The organism is Rhizobium zaerense (assembly GCF_051810725.1).
In the GTDB taxonomy this organism is placed as follows: Bacteria; Pseudomonadota; Alphaproteobacteria; order Rhizobiales; family Rhizobiaceae; genus Rhizobium; species Rhizobium leguminosarum_I.
Window position 1 is genome coordinate 632414 of the sequence record NZ_CM132690.1, and the last position, 15503, is coordinate 647916.

The window sequence follows — 15503 nt, forward strand, 5'->3', positions numbered from 1 at the left end:
AGACCGTTTTGCCCATTTCCAAGATTCTCGTTGCCAATCGCTCTGAAATTGCCATTCGCGTGTTCCGTGCGGCCAACGAACTTGGAATAAAAACGGTGGCAATCTGGGCGGAAGAGGACAAGCTGGCGCTGCACCGCTTCAAGGCGGACGAGAGCTACCAGGTCGGCCGCGGCCCGCATCTTTCCAAGGACATGGGTCCGATCGAGAGCTATCTGTCGATCGAGGAGGTGATCCGCGTTGCGAAACTCTCCGGCGCCGATGCCATTCATCCCGGCTATGGCCTGCTGTCGGAAAGCCCCGAATTCGTCGATGCCTGCAACAAGGCCGGTATCATCTTCATCGGCCCAAGGGCTGATACGATGCGCCAGCTCGGCAACAAGGTCGCAGCGCGCAACCTGGCAATCTCGGTCGGCGTTCCTGTGGTGCCGGCCACCGGGCCTCTGCCGGAGGACATGGCGGAAGTGGCGAAGATGGCGGAAGGGATCGGTTATCCCGTCATGCTGAAGGCTTCCTGGGGCGGCGGCGGGCGCGGCATGCGCGCGATCCGCGATCCGCAGGATCTCGCCCGCGAGGTGACGGAGGCCAAACGCGAGGCGATGGCCGCCTTCGGCAAGGATGAGGTCTATCTGGAAAAGCTCGTCGAGCGTGCCCGCCATGTCGAAAGCCAGGTTCTCGGCGATACGCATGGCAATGTCGTGCATCTCTTCGAGCGTGACTGCTCGATCCAGCGCCGCAACCAGAAGGTTGTCGAGCGCGCCCCGGCGCCCTACCTCTCGGAAGCGCAGCGCCAGGAACTCGCCGCCTATTCGCTGAAGATCGCGGCCGCGACCAATTATATCGGCGCCGGTACCGTCGAATATCTGATGGATGCCGATACCGGAAAATTCTACTTCATCGAGGTCAATCCGCGCATCCAGGTCGAGCATACAGTGACCGAAGTCGTCACCGGCATCGACATCGTCAAGGCGCAGATCCACATCCTCGACGGCTTTGCGATCGGCACGCCGGAATCGGGCGTGCCGCGCCAGGAAGATATCCGCCTCAACGGCCATGCGCTACAATGCCGCATCACCACGGAAGATCCGGAGCATAACTTCATTCCGGATTACGGCCGTATCACTGCCTATCGGTCAGCGTCTGGTTTCGGCATCCGCCTCGATGGCGGCACTTCCTATTCGGGCGCCATCATCACCCGCTTTTACGATCCGCTTCTCGTCAAGGTCACGGCATGGGCGCCCAATCCTTCCGAAGCAATCGCCCGCATGGACCGGGCGCTGCGCGAATTCCGTATTCGCGGCGTGGCAACCAACCTGACCTTCCTCGAAGCGATCATCGGCCATCCAAAGTTCAGGGACAACAGCTACACGACACGCTTCATCGACACGACGCCGGAACTCTTCCAGCAGGTGAAGCGCCAGGACCGCGCCACGAAGCTCCTGACCTATCTCGCAGACGTCACCGTCAATGGTCACCCCGAAGCCAAGGACAGGCCGAGGCCGCTGGAAAATGCGGCCGAGCCGGTGGTCCCCTACGCCAACGGCAATACGGTCAAGGACGGCACGAAGCAGCTCCTCGACACGCTCGGCCCGAAGAAATTCGGCGAATGGATGCGCAACGAGAAGCGTGTGCTTTTGACCGACACGACGATGCGCGATGGCCACCAGTCGCTGCTCGCCACCCGCATGCGCACCTATGACATCGCCCGCATTGCCGGAACCTATGCGCACGCGCTGCCGAACCTGCTGTCGCTTGAATGCTGGGGCGGCGCGACCTTCGACGTCTCCATGCGTTTTCTGACCGAGGACCCGTGGGAGCGCCTGGCGCTGATCCGCGAGGGCGCGCCGAACCTCCTGCTGCAGATGCTGCTGCGCGGCGCCAACGGCGTCGGCTACACCAATTATCCCGACAATGTCGTCAAGTATTTCGTCCGCCAGGCGGCCAGGGGCGGCATCGATCTCTTCCGGGTGTTCGATTGCCTGAACTGGGTCGAGAACATGCGCGTCTCGATGGATGCCATTGCCGAGGAGAACAAGCTCTGCGAGGCGGCGATCTGCTATACCGGCGATATCCTGAACTCGGCCCGTCCGAAATACGATCTGAAATACTATACCAACCTTGCGGTCGAGCTCGAGAAGGCCGGCGCGCATGTCATCGCACTCAAGGATATGGCAGGCCTCCTCAAGCCTGCGGCTGCGAAGGTTCTGTTCAAGGCGCTGCGCGAGGCGACCAGCCTGCCGATCCATTTCCACACGCATGATACCTCAGGGATTGCGGCCGCGACCGTTCTTGCCGCCGTCGATGCCGGCGTCGATGCCGTCGATGCCGCCATGGATGCGCTTTCCGGCAATACCTCGCAGCCCTGTCTCGGCTCGATCGTCGAGGCGTTGCGCGGTACGGAGCGCGATCCGGGTCTCGATCCGCAATGGATCCGCCGCGTTTCCTTCTATTGGGAAGCGGCGCGTAATCAGTATGCCGCCTTCGAAAGCGATCTGAAGGGTCCGGCATCCGAGGTCTATCTGCATGAAATGCCGGGCGGCCAGTTCACCAACCTCAAGGAACAGGCCCGCTCGCTCGGCCTCGAGACCCGCTGGCATCAGGTGGCGCAGGCCTATGCCGACGCCAACCAGATGTTCGGCGATATCGTCAAGGTGACGCCGTCGTCCAAGGTCGTCGGCGACATGGCGCTGATGATGGTGTCCCAGGACTTGACGGTTGCCGATGTCATCAGCCCCGACAAAGAAGTCTCCTTGCCGGAATCGGTGGTCTCGATGCTGAAGGGCGATCTCGGCCAACCGCCGTCAGGATGGCCTGAGGCGCTGCAGAAGAAGGCGCTGAAGGGCGACAAGCCCTATACCGTGCGTCCCGGCTCGCTGCTCAAGGAGGCCGATCTCGATGCGGAGCGTAAAGTCATCGAGACGAAGCTCGAGCGCGAGATCAGCGACTTCGAATTCGCGTCCTACCTGATGTATCCGAAAGTCTTCACCGACTTCGCGCTCGCCTCCGATACCTACGGCCCAGTCTCGGTGCTGCCGACACCCGCCTATTTCTACGGTCTCAAGGACGGTGAGGAACTGTTTGCCGACATCGAGCGCGGCAAGACGCTCGTCATCGTCAACCAGGCGATGAGCGCGACCGACAGCCAGGGCATGGTGACCATCTTCTTCGAGCTCAACGGCCAGCCGCGCCGCATCAAGGTGCCGGACCGGGCCCATGGGGCGACAGGGGCCGCCGTCCGCCGCAAGGCCGAACCGGGCAATGCCGTTCACGTCGGTGCGCCGATGCCGGGTGTCATCAGCCGTGTCTTCGTCTCGCCCGGCCAGGCCGTCAATGCCGGCGACGTGCTCGTCTCGATCGAGGCGATGAAGATGGAAACGGCGCTGCATGCGGAAAAGGATGGCACGATTTCCGAGGTGCTGGTGCGGGCCGGCGATCAGATCGATGCCAAGGACCTGCTCGTCGTCTACGCAGGCTGAAGGGCAGCCGGCCATTGTTAAAAAGGCGCCTTCAGCGTCTTTGCGAACCTGGCTCATTCACCCGATCGTGTATGATCGGCCTGTCAAAAAGCTGATAGTTAGCAGCCTCCGCGCCTTGCCCGGCGCGGGGGCTTTCTCATAAACTTGGCCTTCCCGCCCCAAGACCAATCCAGGAAACAATATCCATGAGCAAGTTGAAAATTGCCGTCATCGTCGGCAGCACGCGTATTGGCCGTTTTGCCGAGCATCCGGCCAAGTGGATTGCCGCTATCGCCGCCGACCGGCAGGACATCGAGGTCGAGGTTCTCGATCTGCTCGACTACCCCATGCATTTTTTCGGTGAGCAGCGTGCGACGACCACTGAAAGCGAAACGGCAGAGCGCTGGAAAAAGAAGCTGCGTGAATTCGACGGCTTCATTTTCACCGTCGCCGAGTACAATCACGCTCCGACGGCCGTTCTGAAGAACGCCATCGACCTCGGCGAGTTCATCCAGAAGCCGGTCGGCTTCGTCGGTTACGGCGGCGTCGGCGGCGCACGTGCGGTCGAGCATCTTCGCCTGATCTTCGTGGAAATGGGGGCGGCCTCGGTGAAAACCGGCGTGCATATCGCACTTGGCGAATATCTTGGCGTCCTCAAGGAAGGCAAGAGCCTCAGCGATTACGCGCATCTCAACGAAGCGGCTAAGAACCAGCTCGACCAGCTCACCTGGTGGGGCAATGCGCTAAAGGCGGCGCGGGCCGTCGTCACGGCCTCCTGATTGGAATTCCAGCAATGCCGGGATGTTCGCATCCCGGCACTAGATCCGGATGATTTTAGGCCAGGTCGGCCTAAAATCCGGATCTAAATCAAAGAAATAGAGCATGATGTCGTCCGAAAACCGCTCACAGTTTACGGCATCATGCTCTAACTCAGATATCGTAGGTATGGGCGGCGTTGATCGTCGAGATGAAACGTTTGGTGCGCTCGCGCTCCGGCGCACTGAAGATAGCTCTGGCGCTGCCCGTTTCCACGACGCTGCCGGCTTCCAGGAAAACCACGTCATTGGCGATCTTGGAAGCGAGCCGGAGATCGTGGGTCGCCATCACCATCGTCGTGCCCTCGCTGGCAAGTTGGCCCAACACATCGACCACTTCGGCCGAAAGCTCGGGATCGAGGGCGGATGTCGGCTCGTCACAGAGAAGCACGCGCGGCGACGGCGCCAGTGCGCGGGCGATCGCGACGCGCTGCTGCTGGCCGCCCGATAGCGTCGAAGGCCAGGCGTCGGCCTTGTGCGTCATGCCGACCTTGGTCAGCAATTCCATCGCACGCTCGCGGGCCTTTTCCTCGGCCATCTCAACACCGTCACCAGGCCTTCCATGACATTCTCGATCGCGGTCTGATGCGGGAATAGCTGGAAGTTCTGGAAGACCATGCCGGTCTGGCGGCGGATCTTCTGGATCGCCTGCCAGCTCGTTCGTTTGCCTGGCGCAAAGGCCAGCTTCTCCTCTCCGAGGCGGATCGAGCCGGCGGTCGGAATTTCGAGCAGGTTGATGCAGCGTAGCAGCGTGCTCTTGCCGCCGCCGGAAGGCCCGACCAGCGCGGTAACGCTGCCTTCGGGGATGCGGATACTGATATCCTTGAGGATAATGGCGTCGCCGAAGCGCTTTTCGATGTTGGAAAGCTCGATCATGCATTTGCCTCCAGCATGCCGCCATAACGCGCGAAGCGGCGTTCCAGCCGCACCTGCAGCTGCGAGAGGACGGAGCTCAGGACGAGATAGATCAGCGCCGCCTCGATATAGAGGATCAGTGGCTCATAGGTGGTGGCGACGATGCGCTGCGCCGCCTGGAAAAGCTCGGGCACGGTGATGGCCGCGGCAAGCGAGGTATCTTTGACCAGCGAGATGAAGGTGTTCGACAAAGGCGGCACGGCGACGCGAGCGGCCTGCGGCAGGATCGTGCGGCTCATCGCCTGGCGCCAGCTCATGCCGATCGAATAGGCGGCCTCCCATTGGCCCTTCGGCACCGAGGAAATGACAGCACGGATGATCTCGGAGCTGTAGGCGCCGATATTCAGTGTGAAGCCGATGAGGGCGGCCGGGAAGGCATCGAGCAGGATGCCGAGGCTCGGCAGGCCGTAGAAGATAACGAAGAGCTGTACGAGCAGCGGCGTGCCGCGGATGGCCCAGACATAGAAGCGCGCGATGGCCGAAAGCGGCATCGGCCCGAAGAGCCGGGCGATTGCGGTGGCGAGCCCGAGGGCCAGGCCGAAGACGAAGGATAGCAGGGTCAGCGGAATGGTGAAGATCAGCCCCGCCCACAGGAGCGAGGGCAGCGATTCCGCCATCAGTTGGAGCCAGTGCGCCAAGGGAGTTCTCTCTCGTCGGTTGGGTCGTGATACCCGAAATACCCCTCCCCAACCCCTCCCCACAAGGGGGAGGGATTTATCTAGGTGCCGCCTCGCAAGAAATAGCGACCGGGCGGCCGGCCGAAACGATTATCTGGAGATGAGGGGGTCCGCCGGCTAAGCCCCTCCCCTTTGTGGGGAGAGGTTGGCGAGGGGACTTTTCTTCAGTTGAACTTACTTGGAAACATCCTGGCCGAAATATTTGTCGGCGATCTTCTTGTAAGTGCCGTCGGCCTTGATGTCGGCAAGCGCCTTGTTGATTTCGGCGAGAAGCTCGGGCTCGTTCTTGCGGATGATGACGCCGGAGTAGTCGGCATTTTCCTGCTCGGCGACGATCTTCACCGGCGCGTCCGGCTTGTGCTTCTTGAAATCGAGGAAGGAGAGGCTGTCGTTGATCGTCGCGTCGGCGCGTTTGGTCAGCACGAGCTGGATCGATTGGTCGAAACCGTCGGTGCCGACGAGCTCGGCACCGGCTTCGGTTGCGAGCTTGCCGAAGTTGCTGGTCAGCGACTGGGCGGCCTTCTTGCCCTTCAAGTCGGCGAAGGACTTGATGCTGTCGTCGCCGTCGCGGGCGATCAACACGGCCTTGGAGGCGATATAGGGCTCGGAGAAATCATACTTCTGCTTGCGGGCTTCGGTGATGCCGACCTGGTTGATAACTGTGTCGTAGCGCTTGGCGTCGAGGCCGGCGATAAGGCCATCCCACTTGCCTTCGACGAATTCGGCCTTGACGCCGAGCTTGGCGGCGATCGCTTCGCCGATCTCGACATCGAAGCCGACGAGCTTGCCGCTTTCGTCATGATAGGTGAAGGGCGCATAGGTGCCTTCGGTGCCGATCTTGAAGACGCCGGCCGATTTGATAGTGGCGAGGTTTTCACCGGCATGGGCGGGCAGGAGGGCCGCAGCCTGAATGAGGGCGGCGGCGGCGACGGTTTTCAACCAGTTCATTGTTCTATCCATCCTTGGGAGGTGCTTCGGATGAGGATAGTTGGCAGAAAATTAGGGCGCCGGAAGCGTAGAAAACTGCGAATAAAAGCAGCAACTGCAAATATTTTTCTCAAACGGCCGCTCGAACCATGAATCCGGCAGAAACAGGCATCAAGCGGCGATGCGGCGGCTCAGCCTTTCGCTGACGATGATGATCAATCCGGCGCCGAGAATCATCGCCGCGCCGACGACCACATTCTGTGTCGGGATGTCGGCCCAGATCAGATAACCCAGGAGGAAGGCCCAGACGAGAGAGCTATATTCGAATGGCGCAAGCACGGAGACGGGCGCCCGACGTATGATTGCGAAAAATCGGAATGACCAATCGATTTTCGCGCCTCGGTCAATAGGGCATGTTCGCTCTGCTAGTACAGCTTTGTTTCCGAACGTCAGAAAACGTGTGACCGTGCATATTGCCTGCATGATCATAAGCGTTTATGCACGTTCTCGGTCTATAGGATTGCGATTCGGTAGGAACATGCAGGATTTTCTGTTGCGAGAGCGCCAAGGCGTGATTTCCGAGAGGCTGCGGCTAAATGGCCGCGTCCTTGCGACGGAGCTTGCGCTCGAATTCGGTGTCTCCGAGGACACCGTACGGCGGGACCTGCGCGAGATGGCGGCAGCAGGGCTCTGCGAGCGGGTTTATGGCGGCGCATTGCCGGTCTCACCGGCGCGTGGAAGCCTGTCGCAGCGCATCGGCTTTGCGGCTGACCGGAAACAGGCGCTGGGGCGCGCTGCGGCAAAGCAGATTGCCGCCGGCTCGACCGTGTTCTTCGACGCGGGCAGCACCAATCTGGCGATTGCCAATGCGTTGCCGGCCGACCTAGCACTGACGGCTGCAACGAACGCGCCGGCGATTGCCGCGGCGCTGATCGACAAGCCGGCTGTCAACGTCATCCTGATCGGCGGAATGGTGGACCGGCAGACGGGCGGTTCGCTCGGCGCCAAGGCCTTGCGGGATATGGAGCAGATCTCGCCCGATCTCTGCATTCTGGGCGCCTGCGGCGTCGATCTCGAGGCCGGCATCACGGTGTTCGGGTTCGAGGATGCGGAGTTCAAGCGGTTTGCAACATCCAGGAGCAAAAGGGTGCTGGTGGCCGCAACCTCGGAGAAATTCGGCACTGCTGCCCCCCATAGCATACTGCCGGTTGCGCATTGCGAATGCCTGGTCGTCGAGCACGATGCCGATCCGGCCGTTCTTGCCGGTTACCGCGAGCGCGGATGCAGGACTGTTCTCGCCGAGAAAGCGAACTGAGGCGCCATTACAGAGTTTTGGGAAACCGGGCCAAGCAAGCCCGGCAATGAGGAAAGACCGGAAATGGATAGTCACGTGAGTACGCCGGGAGCCCGGAGCGGCTTCATTACCAGAAGCAGGGCGGCGGTTTCTCTGCTCTTTCTCATGAACGGTTTTGTCGTCGGCTGCTGGGCGCCGAAGATCCCGGATTTTGCCGAGCGTCTGGCGCTAACCAAGTTCGAGCTTGGGTTGATGATCCTCGTTTTCGGCGTTGGCTCGCTCGTCATGATGCCGATCGCCGGTGCGCAGATCGCCAAACACGGCTCGCGTATCGTCGTTCAGGTACTAGCTGTCTGCATGCTGCCGTTGCTGCTGGCATTGACGCTCGCGCCAAATGTGCTGACCGGGGCAATTTCGCTCTTCCTGTTCGGCGGCCTTATCGGCGCAATGGATGTGGCGATGAATGCCAATGCGGTCTCGGTCGAGAAGTCCATGCGCCGCGCCATCATGTCGTCCTGCCATGCTTTCTGGAGCCTTGGCGGACTGATCGGCTCAGGTCTCGGCGGCATCGTGATCTCCAAGCTCGGCATTCTCGGCCATGCGCAACTGGCGACCGTGCTGGCGGCAATCTTCCTTGCTCTGGCATGGCCGATGATCCTTGCGGATCCGCCGCATCCCGACACCAAGAAGGAAAAGACGAAGCTGCCGATGGTGCCGCTGCCGTGGCTGCTCGGATTGATGGCGCTGTTCTCGATGGTGCCGGAAGGCGCGGTTCTCGACTGGGGCGCGCTCTATCTCCGGCAGGAAATGGATGCATCCGTGGCACTATCCGGTCTTGGCTTCGCAGCCTTTTCGGCGACCATGGCAATCATGCGCTTTGGCGGCGACCTGGTGCGCGACCGTTTCGGCGGCGTCAAGACGTTGCGCATCTGTACGCTGTTTGCGATTGTCGGCATGCTGCTTGCAGGCTTGGCGCCCAATGCCGAGCTTGCCATCCTCGGCTTTGCCTGTTGCGGTATCGGCATTTCCAACATGGTGCCGATCGCCTTCTCGGCGGCGGGCAATATACCCGGCCTCAAGCCTGGCATCGGTATCTCGGTGGTCACGACCGTTGGCTATTCCGGCATGCTGGTTGCGCCATCGTTGATCGGCTTCGTCGCCGAGCATATCGGCTTTGCCGTCGTTTTCATGGCGCTGCCGTTGCTGCTGCTCGTCGTTTTGCTGCTGTCTAACCTGGCCCATTATGCCGATGAGACCTCCAGGGGCGGTCACTGAGCCGGCTCCCAACAAAAGTGATATCAGGGGCGGTTGACAAGCAGCCGGCCTTGATCCACCTGAAAAGCACTGTTTTTAGGGGTGCAAGAACTCTCCATGTCTTCAGCCGCCGATTTTGATCCGAAACCGCGCCGCGCTTCTGTTGCCGTCGATGTCGGCGGCGTCATCGTCGGCGGCGGGGCGCCGGTCGTCGTGCAATCCATGACGAATACCGATACGGCCGATATCGATTCCACCGTCGCGCAGGTCGCCGCTCTCCACCGGGCGGGTTCGGAGCTGGTGCGCATTACCGTCGACCGCGACGAGAGTGCGGCCGCCGTGCCGAAGATCCGCGAGCGGCTGCTGCGCCTCGGCATGGACGTGCCTTTGATCGGCGACTTCCACTATATCGGTCACAAGCTGCTCGCCGATCATCCTGATTGTGCCGCGGCATTGGCGAAATACCGCATCAATCCCGGCAATGTCGGCTTCAAGGACAAGAAGGACAAGCAGTTCGCCGAGATCATCGAGATGGCGATCCGCTACGACAAGCCGGTGCGTATCGGCGTCAACTGGGGTTCGCTCGATCAAGAGCTGCTGACGGCGCTGATGGACCGGAATGCCGAAGCCGGATCGCCGCTTTCGGCCCGGCAGGTGACGCGGGAGGCGATCGTGCAGTCGGCGCTGCTTTCGGCAGCCCTTGCCGAAGAGATCGGCCTGCCGCGCAACCGCATCATCCTGTCGGCGAAGGTCAGCCAGGTGCAGGACCTGATCGCCGTCAATTCCATGCTTGCCGAACGCTCCAATCACGCGCTGCATCTCGGCCTGACCGAAGCCGGCATGGGCACCAAGGGCATCGTCGCCTCGTCGGCGGCGATGGGCTTCGTGCTGCAGCACGGCATCGGCGATACGATCCGCGTGTCGCTGACGCCGGAACCGAACGGCGACCGCACGCGCGAAGTCCAGGTGGCGCAGGAAATCCTGCAGGTCATGGGCTTCCGCCAGTTCATTCCCGTCGTTGCGGCCTGTCCGGGCTGCGGACGCACGACATCGACGGTGTTCCAGGAACTTGCCCAGAACATCCAGAACGACATCCGCAAGAACATGCCGGTCTGGCGCGAGAAATATCCCGGCGTCGAGGCACTGAACGTCGCCGTCATGGGCTGCATCGTCAATGGGCCGGGCGAAAGCAAACATGCCGATATCGGCATTTCGCTTCCGGGCACCGGCGAGACGCCGGCGGCCCCCGTCTTCATCGACGGCCGGAAGGCGTTGACGCTGCGCGGTCCCAATATCGCCGCCGACTTCGAAGCGCTTGTCGTCGACTATATCGAGAAGCGTTTCGGCCAGCGGACGGCGGCGGAATGAGCGCCCGCAGGTTCGCATGAGCCGGTTCTGGTCTGATATCGTCAGCAAGCTTCGGCCCTATGTCGCCGGCGAGCAGCCCCGTATCGCGAACACGGTCAAGCTCAATACCAACGAAAATCCTTACGGGCCGTCCCCGATGGCGCCCGAGGCGATCCGGGAAGCGGCGGACGATCGCCTGCGGCTCTATCCCGACCCCACTGCTACCGAATTGCGCGAGACGATCGCGGCCCGTTTCGGCCTGACGGCGGAAGAAATATTCGTCGGCAACGGCTCCGACGAGGTTCTTGCGCATGCGTACCAGGCGCTGCTGAAACATGAGCGACCGCTTCTCTATCCCGATGTGACCTATGCCTTCTATTCGACCTATAGCCTGCTATACGGCGTCGAAGCGATCGAGATACCTGTTGACGATGGGTTCCGGCTCCGGCTGGAAGATTACGACAGACCATGCGGCGCGATCATCATCCCCAATCCGAATGCACCGACCGGTATCGGCCTGCCGCTTGCCGGTATCGAAGCGCTTCTTGCCACCCATCCGGATGCGGTCGTCGTCATAGACGAGGCCTATATCGATTTCGGCGGTGAAAGCGCCGTGCCGCTCATTTCCAAATATCCCAATCTGCTGGTGATCCAAACCCTGTCGAAATCCCGTTCGCTTGCCGGTCTGCGCATCGGCTTCGCGCTGGGACAGCGGCCGCTGATCGAGGCGCTGGAGCGGGTCAAGGACAGTTTCAATTCCTATCCGCTCGATCGTCTGGCGCAGCTTGCTGCGACGGCGGCGATCAAGGACGAGGCATGGTTCGAGACATGCCGGGGGAAAATCATCGCCACACGGAAAAGCCTGGTCGCGGAACTTGAAGCGCTGGATTTCGAGGTTCTGCCGTCCCAAGCGAATTTCGTCTTTGCTAGGCACGAAAGCCGTTCGGGGGCAGCGCTTCTAGCTGCTCTGCGGGAGCGGAACATTCTCGTCCGGCTTTTTGCCAAGCCGCGTATTTCGGATTTCCTGCGGATCAGCATCGGCACGGACGAGGAGTGTGCTCGTCTGGTTTCCGCCCTCGAGGTGATATTGGCCGCCTGACCTGCGGTTCAGTTCTTCCGGTCGGCGATGAAATGCGCCGCAGCGGTGAGGATCGAGGCGCGGGCACCGTAGGGGGCCAGCAGCGCCTCTGCATCGCGGACATGCTCACGGAGCTGGGCCTCGGCCCATTCCATGCCGCGCAGGGCCACAAGCGTTCCCTTGCCGCGGGCCGCATCCTTGCCGGTTGCCTTGCCCATGGTCGCCGCATCCGAGGTCAGGTCGAGAATGTCGTCGGCAAGCTGGAAGGCAAGGCCGATCTTTTCGCCGAAGGCGCGCAGGCGGCGGCGATCGTCCGGCGGGCTTGCCGAGATGACGGCGCCGGCTTCGCAGGCGAAGCGGATCAGCGCGCCTGTTTTCATCGCCTGCAGGCGGATGATGCCGGCCTCGTCGGGCGCCTGCCTTTCCGCCGCGAGATCGAGCGCCTGGCCGCCGGCCATGCCGCCGAGACCGGCTGCGCGGGCAAGGGCCAGCACTAGCGCTGCCTTGCTCGTATCGGCAAGGGTCGTTTCCGGCGCGGCGATGATGTCGAAGGCATAGGTCAGCAGGCTGTCGCCGGCGAGGATTGCCGTCGCTTCGTCGAACTTGATGTGCACCGTCGGTTTGCCGCGGCGCAGGTCGTCATCGTCCATGGCCGGCAGGTCGTCATGCACGAGAGAATAGCAGTGGACGCATTCGAGCGCGGCGCCGACGCGAAGTGCCGCCTCGGCGTCGCCGCCGAGAAGGGCGGCACTTTCGACGACGAGAAACGGGCGCAGCCGCTTGCCGCCGTTCAACACGGCATAGTGCATGGCATCGCGCAGCGTCTCGGGCCTGGCCATTTCATCGGAAAGAGCATTTGGTGAAAGCAATGCGTCGAGCAGCGCCTCGATCTCGCGGGCGTTGTTCTTCAGCCTCGTCTCGAAAGTGTCCCGGTTCGCGTCCATGGGCGCTGTTTGGCATGGGCGCCCCCAGGCTTGCAACGGAATTGTCGATGGCCGCAGCAAGATTTGCCACGCACTCTGGCATAAGCTTTACACAGGCGTTATGAGAACGACAGGAGCGAAATCGGACTGGGGACATTGGATATAGCGCCAGAGAGAGAGGACAGCGTCGACATGCCGGCTCGTCGGCGATGGTTCGAAGACCGGCATGTGTTGAAACGCATCGTTGTTGCCATGCTGATCGTGCTGATCCTTCCCTATGCGTTGATCTTTTTCTATCTGTTGCCCTTCATTCACCCCGTCTCGACGCTGATGCTGCGCGATCTCGTGCTGCTGCGTGGTTACGACAGGCAATGGGTATCGCTTGATAAAATCGCCCCAGTTGCGGTGCAGTCGGTGATGATGTCGGAGGACGGGCAGTATTGCTTTCACGGCGGCGTCGACTGGGCGGAAATGCGCATGCTGGTCGAGGATACGCTGAAAGGTCAGGCGACGCGCGGCGGCAGTACCATCCCGATGCAGACGGCGAAAAACCTCTTCCTCTGGAACGGCCGCTCCTTCGTGCGCAAGGGGCTGGAACTTCCGCTCGCGGTGACCACGGATTTCGTCTTGTCGAAACGGCGGCTGATGGAAATTTATCTCAACATTGCCGAATGGGGTCCCGGCATCTACGGTATCGAGGCGGCGGCCCAGCATCATTTCAAGGTGCCCGCCTCGAAGCTGACGCGGCGCCAGGCATCGCTGCTTGCCGTCTCGCTGCCAAACCCAATCGACCGCAATGCCGGCAAGCCCGGACGAGGCCTTCGCCGGCTCGCGGGCGTCATCGAGAGACGCGGGCAAGGTTCGGGCGATTACATCAGATGCATCTATGATTGACATCAGAACTGGTCGTTGGAAGCGGCAAGTGTCATCTGACATTCTTGGTTCTGCCATATGGGCGAATGCAGTCCAACCAGAGCCCCGATCTGCCCATGACCATCACGACATTTTCGTCCGAACTTCTCTGCTATTCGAAGACGCATAATCCGACCCCGCCCGCCCATCTCGGCAGCCGTTATGGCAAGCACGGCGGCTTTCTGCCGGAAGCCGGCAACACCATCGTCTGTCATCTCGAGAAGGGCTCGCAGACGCAGACGGCGCTGATCGAAGCGCGTGAAAAATATCTGGCGATGACCGAGGCCCCGCAGTTCCTCTTCACGCCGATATCAAGCATTCACATGACGCTTTTCGAAGGTGTCATCGAGACCAGGCGCCGGCAGGATTACTGGCCAAGCGATCTCCCTCTCGATACGCCGATCGACGACATGACCGCGCTGATGGCGGCAAGGCTGGAAGGTTTCTCGATGTTCGACCCCTTCAAGGTCGCCATCGTCGAAGCGCGTCCGTCGGGCCTGCTCGTCGACGGGGCGACGGCGAACGACCGCAAGATCATGCGCGCCTGGCGCAGCGCCCTGGCCGATCTTCTCGGCTATCGCCAGCCGAACCATGAGGACTATAAGTTCCATATAACCTTCGCCTATGCGATCGAACGGCTGGAGGATGAAGCCTTGCCGCGCTGGCAGGCGATGCTCGATGATGTGGCCGACGATATCCGCCGTAAGGCGGTTGTTTTCGAGCTGACACCGCCGGCATTCTGCGTGTTCGAGGATATGAACCATTTCCACGAATTGCTGATCTTCGATTTCGAAGCCTGAACGGGAGAGGACCATGGACAAACCGACGCTTTACATCGCCAACAAGAACTATTCCTCCTGGTCGTTCCGGCCGTGGATGGCGCTGACGGCTGCCGGAATCGATTTCGAGGAAGTCCTGATCCCCTTCGACGATGCGGGTGGCAATCCCAATATCAAGGCGGTTTCGCCGACCGGGCGGGTGCCGCTTCTCAAGCACGGCGCATTGAAGATCTGGGAATCGCTGGCGATCATCGAATATGTCGCCGAACTTTATCCGGACGCCGGCCTTCTGCCGAGGGATCGGGCCGAGCGGGCGCTCGCCCGTTCGGTTTCGATGGAGATGCTCTCGAGCTTCCGGGCGCTGCGCAGCGCCTGCCCGATGAATATCCGCCGGCCAAAGGGCAAGATCGCGTTGCCGGATGGTGTCGACGCCGACACCAGCCGCATCGAGACGATCTGGCGCGATCTCCTGCAGCAATCCGGCGGACCGTTTCTGTTTGGCGCGTTCAGCGGGGCGGATGCGATGTTTGCACCTGTCGTCAACCGGTTCGACATCTATGATCTCGTCAGCCGAAACGACATCCTGGCCTATATGGAGACCATGAAGGCGCATCCGGCCTGGCGAAAATGGGAAGAGGCGGCCCGCGCCGAGCCCTGGATCGTACCGGAGGACGAAGTCTGAGCCCGGAATCATCGGCTTCGCAAAAAATACGCATGGGGACTGGTCAACGCCACCCCTTGCATGTATAAGCGCGCCAAATTCCGAAATCGCGACATGTCCGTTTCGGCCGCCAGTCTGGCCGTGGGAATGTTTTGCCCGCAAGTGGAGTAAGAGAAATGGCTGTACCGAAGAGAAAAACAAGCCCGTCCAAGCGCGGTATGCGCCGTTCGGCAGACGCCCTGAAGGCTCCGACCTACGTCGAAGACAAGAACTCCGGCGAACTGCGTCGCCCCCATCATATCGACCTGAAGACCGGTATGTATCGCGGCCGCCAGGTTCTGACGCCGAAGGAAAGCGCATAATTTCCCGATCCGGCTTGTCCGATCGAAGTTTCAAGGCCGGCGTCACGCCGGCCTTTTGCATATCGACGATATAATATTTGCAATGACTTGCAGTCAGGCAACGGTTT

13 protein-coding genes and 2 pseudogenes are annotated in these 15503 nt (G+C 61.2%); 10 read left to right on the plus strand and 5 right to left on the minus strand.

The window, feature by feature from the left end; genetic code table 11:
• Positions 1 to 8: 8 nt before the first annotated feature.
• A complete protein-coding gene (gene pyc / locus ACS4RR_RS03070; protein WP_456189689.1) occupies positions 9 to 3473 on the plus strand; it encodes a pyruvate carboxylase in 3465 nt (1154 codons plus the stop codon).
• A gap of 185 nt (positions 3474 to 3658) precedes the next feature.
• A complete protein-coding gene (locus ACS4RR_RS03075; RefSeq protein ID WP_456189690.1) occupies positions 3659 to 4231 on the plus strand; it encodes an NADPH-dependent FMN reductase in 573 nt (190 codons plus the stop codon).
• Between the two features lie 151 nt (positions 4232 to 4382).
• On the opposite strand, the pseudogene ACS4RR_RS03080 reads toward ACS4RR_RS03075, so the two are convergent.
• The 4 genes and pseudogenes from ACS4RR_RS03080 to ACS4RR_RS03095 all read right to left on the minus strand — a co-directional run.
• Positions 4383 to 5143 (minus strand): annotated as a pseudogene (locus tag ACS4RR_RS03080) (amino acid ABC transporter ATP-binding protein).
• The gene (locus ACS4RR_RS03085) at positions 5140 to 5820 is read right to left on the minus strand and encodes an amino acid ABC transporter permease (RefSeq protein WP_017966098.1); all 681 of its coding nucleotides are present in this window, start codon (positions 5818 to 5820) and stop codon (positions 5140 to 5142) included. Before ACS4RR_RS03085 ends, ACS4RR_RS03080 begins: the two are co-directional and overlap by 4 nt.
• Before the next feature lie 213 nt (positions 5821 to 6033).
• Positions 6034 to 6807 (minus strand): amino acid ABC transporter substrate-binding protein, encoded by a 774-nt coding sequence (locus ACS4RR_RS03090; RefSeq protein WP_170258203.1) that lies wholly within the window; start codon positions 6805 to 6807, stop codon positions 6034 to 6036.
• Positions 6808 to 6957: 150 nt separating this feature from the next.
• Positions 6958 to 7146 (minus strand): annotated as a pseudogene (locus tag ACS4RR_RS03095) (DMT family transporter); the annotation flags it as partial.
• Between the two features lie 178 nt (positions 7147 to 7324).
• Here ACS4RR_RS03095 and ACS4RR_RS03100 point away from each other — a divergent pair.
• The 4 genes from ACS4RR_RS03100 (at position 7325) to hisC (ending at position 11780) form a co-directional block, all read left to right on the plus strand.
• Positions 7325 to 8101 (plus strand): DeoR/GlpR family DNA-binding transcription regulator, encoded by a 777-nt coding sequence (locus ACS4RR_RS03100; RefSeq protein ID WP_017966101.1) that lies wholly within the window; start codon positions 7325 to 7327, stop codon positions 8099 to 8101.
• A gap of 63 nt (positions 8102 to 8164) precedes the next feature.
• Positions 8165 to 9355, plus strand: coding sequence for an MFS transporter (locus tag ACS4RR_RS03105; protein WP_456189691.1), 1191 nt, complete (start codon positions 8165 to 8167; stop codon positions 9353 to 9355).
• 96 nt (positions 9356 to 9451) lie between these two features.
• On the plus strand, positions 9452 to 10702 hold the full coding sequence (gene ispG / locus ACS4RR_RS03110; protein ID WP_260056930.1) for a flavodoxin-dependent (E)-4-hydroxy-3-methylbut-2-enyl-diphosphate synthase: 1251 nt from the start codon (positions 9452 to 9454) through the stop codon (positions 10700 to 10702).
• 16 nt (positions 10703 to 10718) lie between these two features.
• Complete coding sequence (gene hisC / locus ACS4RR_RS03115) at positions 10719 to 11780, plus strand: histidinol-phosphate transaminase (protein ID WP_456189692.1); 1062 nt, start codon at positions 10719 to 10721, stop codon at positions 11778 to 11780.
• Positions 11781 to 11788: 8 nt separating this feature from the next.
• Here hisC and ACS4RR_RS03120 read toward each other — a convergent pair whose 3' ends face one another.
• On the minus strand, positions 11789 to 12703 hold the full coding sequence (locus ACS4RR_RS03120) for a polyprenyl synthetase family protein (protein WP_222384380.1): 915 nt from the start codon (positions 12701 to 12703) through the stop codon (positions 11789 to 11791).
• A 135-nt stretch (positions 12704 to 12838) separates the two neighbouring features.
• Here ACS4RR_RS03120 and mtgA point away from each other — a divergent pair, with 135 nt between their 5' ends.
• The 4 genes from mtgA to rpmF all read left to right on the plus strand — a co-directional run bounded on the left by mtgA (position 12839) and on the right by rpmF (position 15396).
• The gene (gene mtgA, locus ACS4RR_RS03125; protein WP_222384381.1) at positions 12839 to 13576 is read left to right on the plus strand and encodes a monofunctional biosynthetic peptidoglycan transglycosylase; all 738 of its coding nucleotides are present in this window, start codon (positions 12839 to 12841) and stop codon (positions 13574 to 13576) included.
• Between the two features lie 95 nt (positions 13577 to 13671).
• On the plus strand, positions 13672 to 14394 hold the full coding sequence (locus ACS4RR_RS03130) for a DUF1868 domain-containing protein (RefSeq protein ID WP_260109690.1): 723 nt from the start codon (positions 13672 to 13674) through the stop codon (positions 14392 to 14394).
• A 13-nt stretch (positions 14395 to 14407) separates the two neighbouring features.
• A complete protein-coding gene (locus ACS4RR_RS03135) occupies positions 14408 to 15055 on the plus strand; it encodes a glutathione S-transferase family protein (RefSeq protein WP_162115037.1) in 648 nt (215 codons plus the stop codon).
• A 155-nt stretch (positions 15056 to 15210) separates the two neighbouring features.
• Positions 15211 to 15396, plus strand: a complete 186-nt coding sequence (rpmF, locus tag ACS4RR_RS03140; protein ID WP_003543812.1) for a 50S ribosomal protein L32 — start codon at positions 15211 to 15213, stop codon at positions 15394 to 15396.
• Positions 15397 to 15503 lie beyond the last annotated feature (107 nt).

Coding starts and splice junctions, on each gene's coding strand:
- hisC (WP_456189692.1), top strand. CDS start 10,719: ATGAGCCGGTTCTGGTCTGATATCGTCAGCAAGCTTCGGCCCTATGTC.
- ispG (WP_260056930.1), top strand. CDS start 9,452: ATGTCTTCAGCCGCCGATTTTGATCCGAAACCGCGCCGCGCTTCTGTT.
- ACS4RR_RS03100 (WP_017966101.1), top strand. CDS start 7,325: ATGCAGGATTTTCTGTTGCGAGAGCGCCAAGGCGTGATTTCCGAGAGG.
- ACS4RR_RS03130 (WP_260109690.1), top strand. CDS start 13,672: ATGACCATCACGACATTTTCGTCCGAACTTCTCTGCTATTCGAAGACG.
- ACS4RR_RS03120 (WP_222384380.1), bottom strand. CDS start 12,703: ATGGACGCGAACCGGGACACTTTCGAGACGAGGCTGAAGAACAACGCC.
- ACS4RR_RS03075 (WP_456189690.1), top strand. CDS start 3,659: ATGAGCAAGTTGAAAATTGCCGTCATCGTCGGCAGCACGCGTATTGGC.
- ACS4RR_RS03105 (WP_456189691.1), top strand. CDS start 8,165: ATGGATAGTCACGTGAGTACGCCGGGAGCCCGGAGCGGCTTCATTACC.
- rpmF (WP_003543812.1), top strand. CDS start 15,211: ATGGCTGTACCGAAGAGAAAAACAAGCCCGTCCAAGCGCGGTATGCGC.
- ACS4RR_RS03135 (WP_162115037.1), top strand. CDS start 14,408: ATGGACAAACCGACGCTTTACATCGCCAACAAGAACTATTCCTCCTGG.
- ACS4RR_RS03090 (WP_170258203.1), bottom strand. CDS start 6,807: ATGAACTGGTTGAAAACCGTCGCCGCCGCCGCCCTCATTCAGGCTGCG.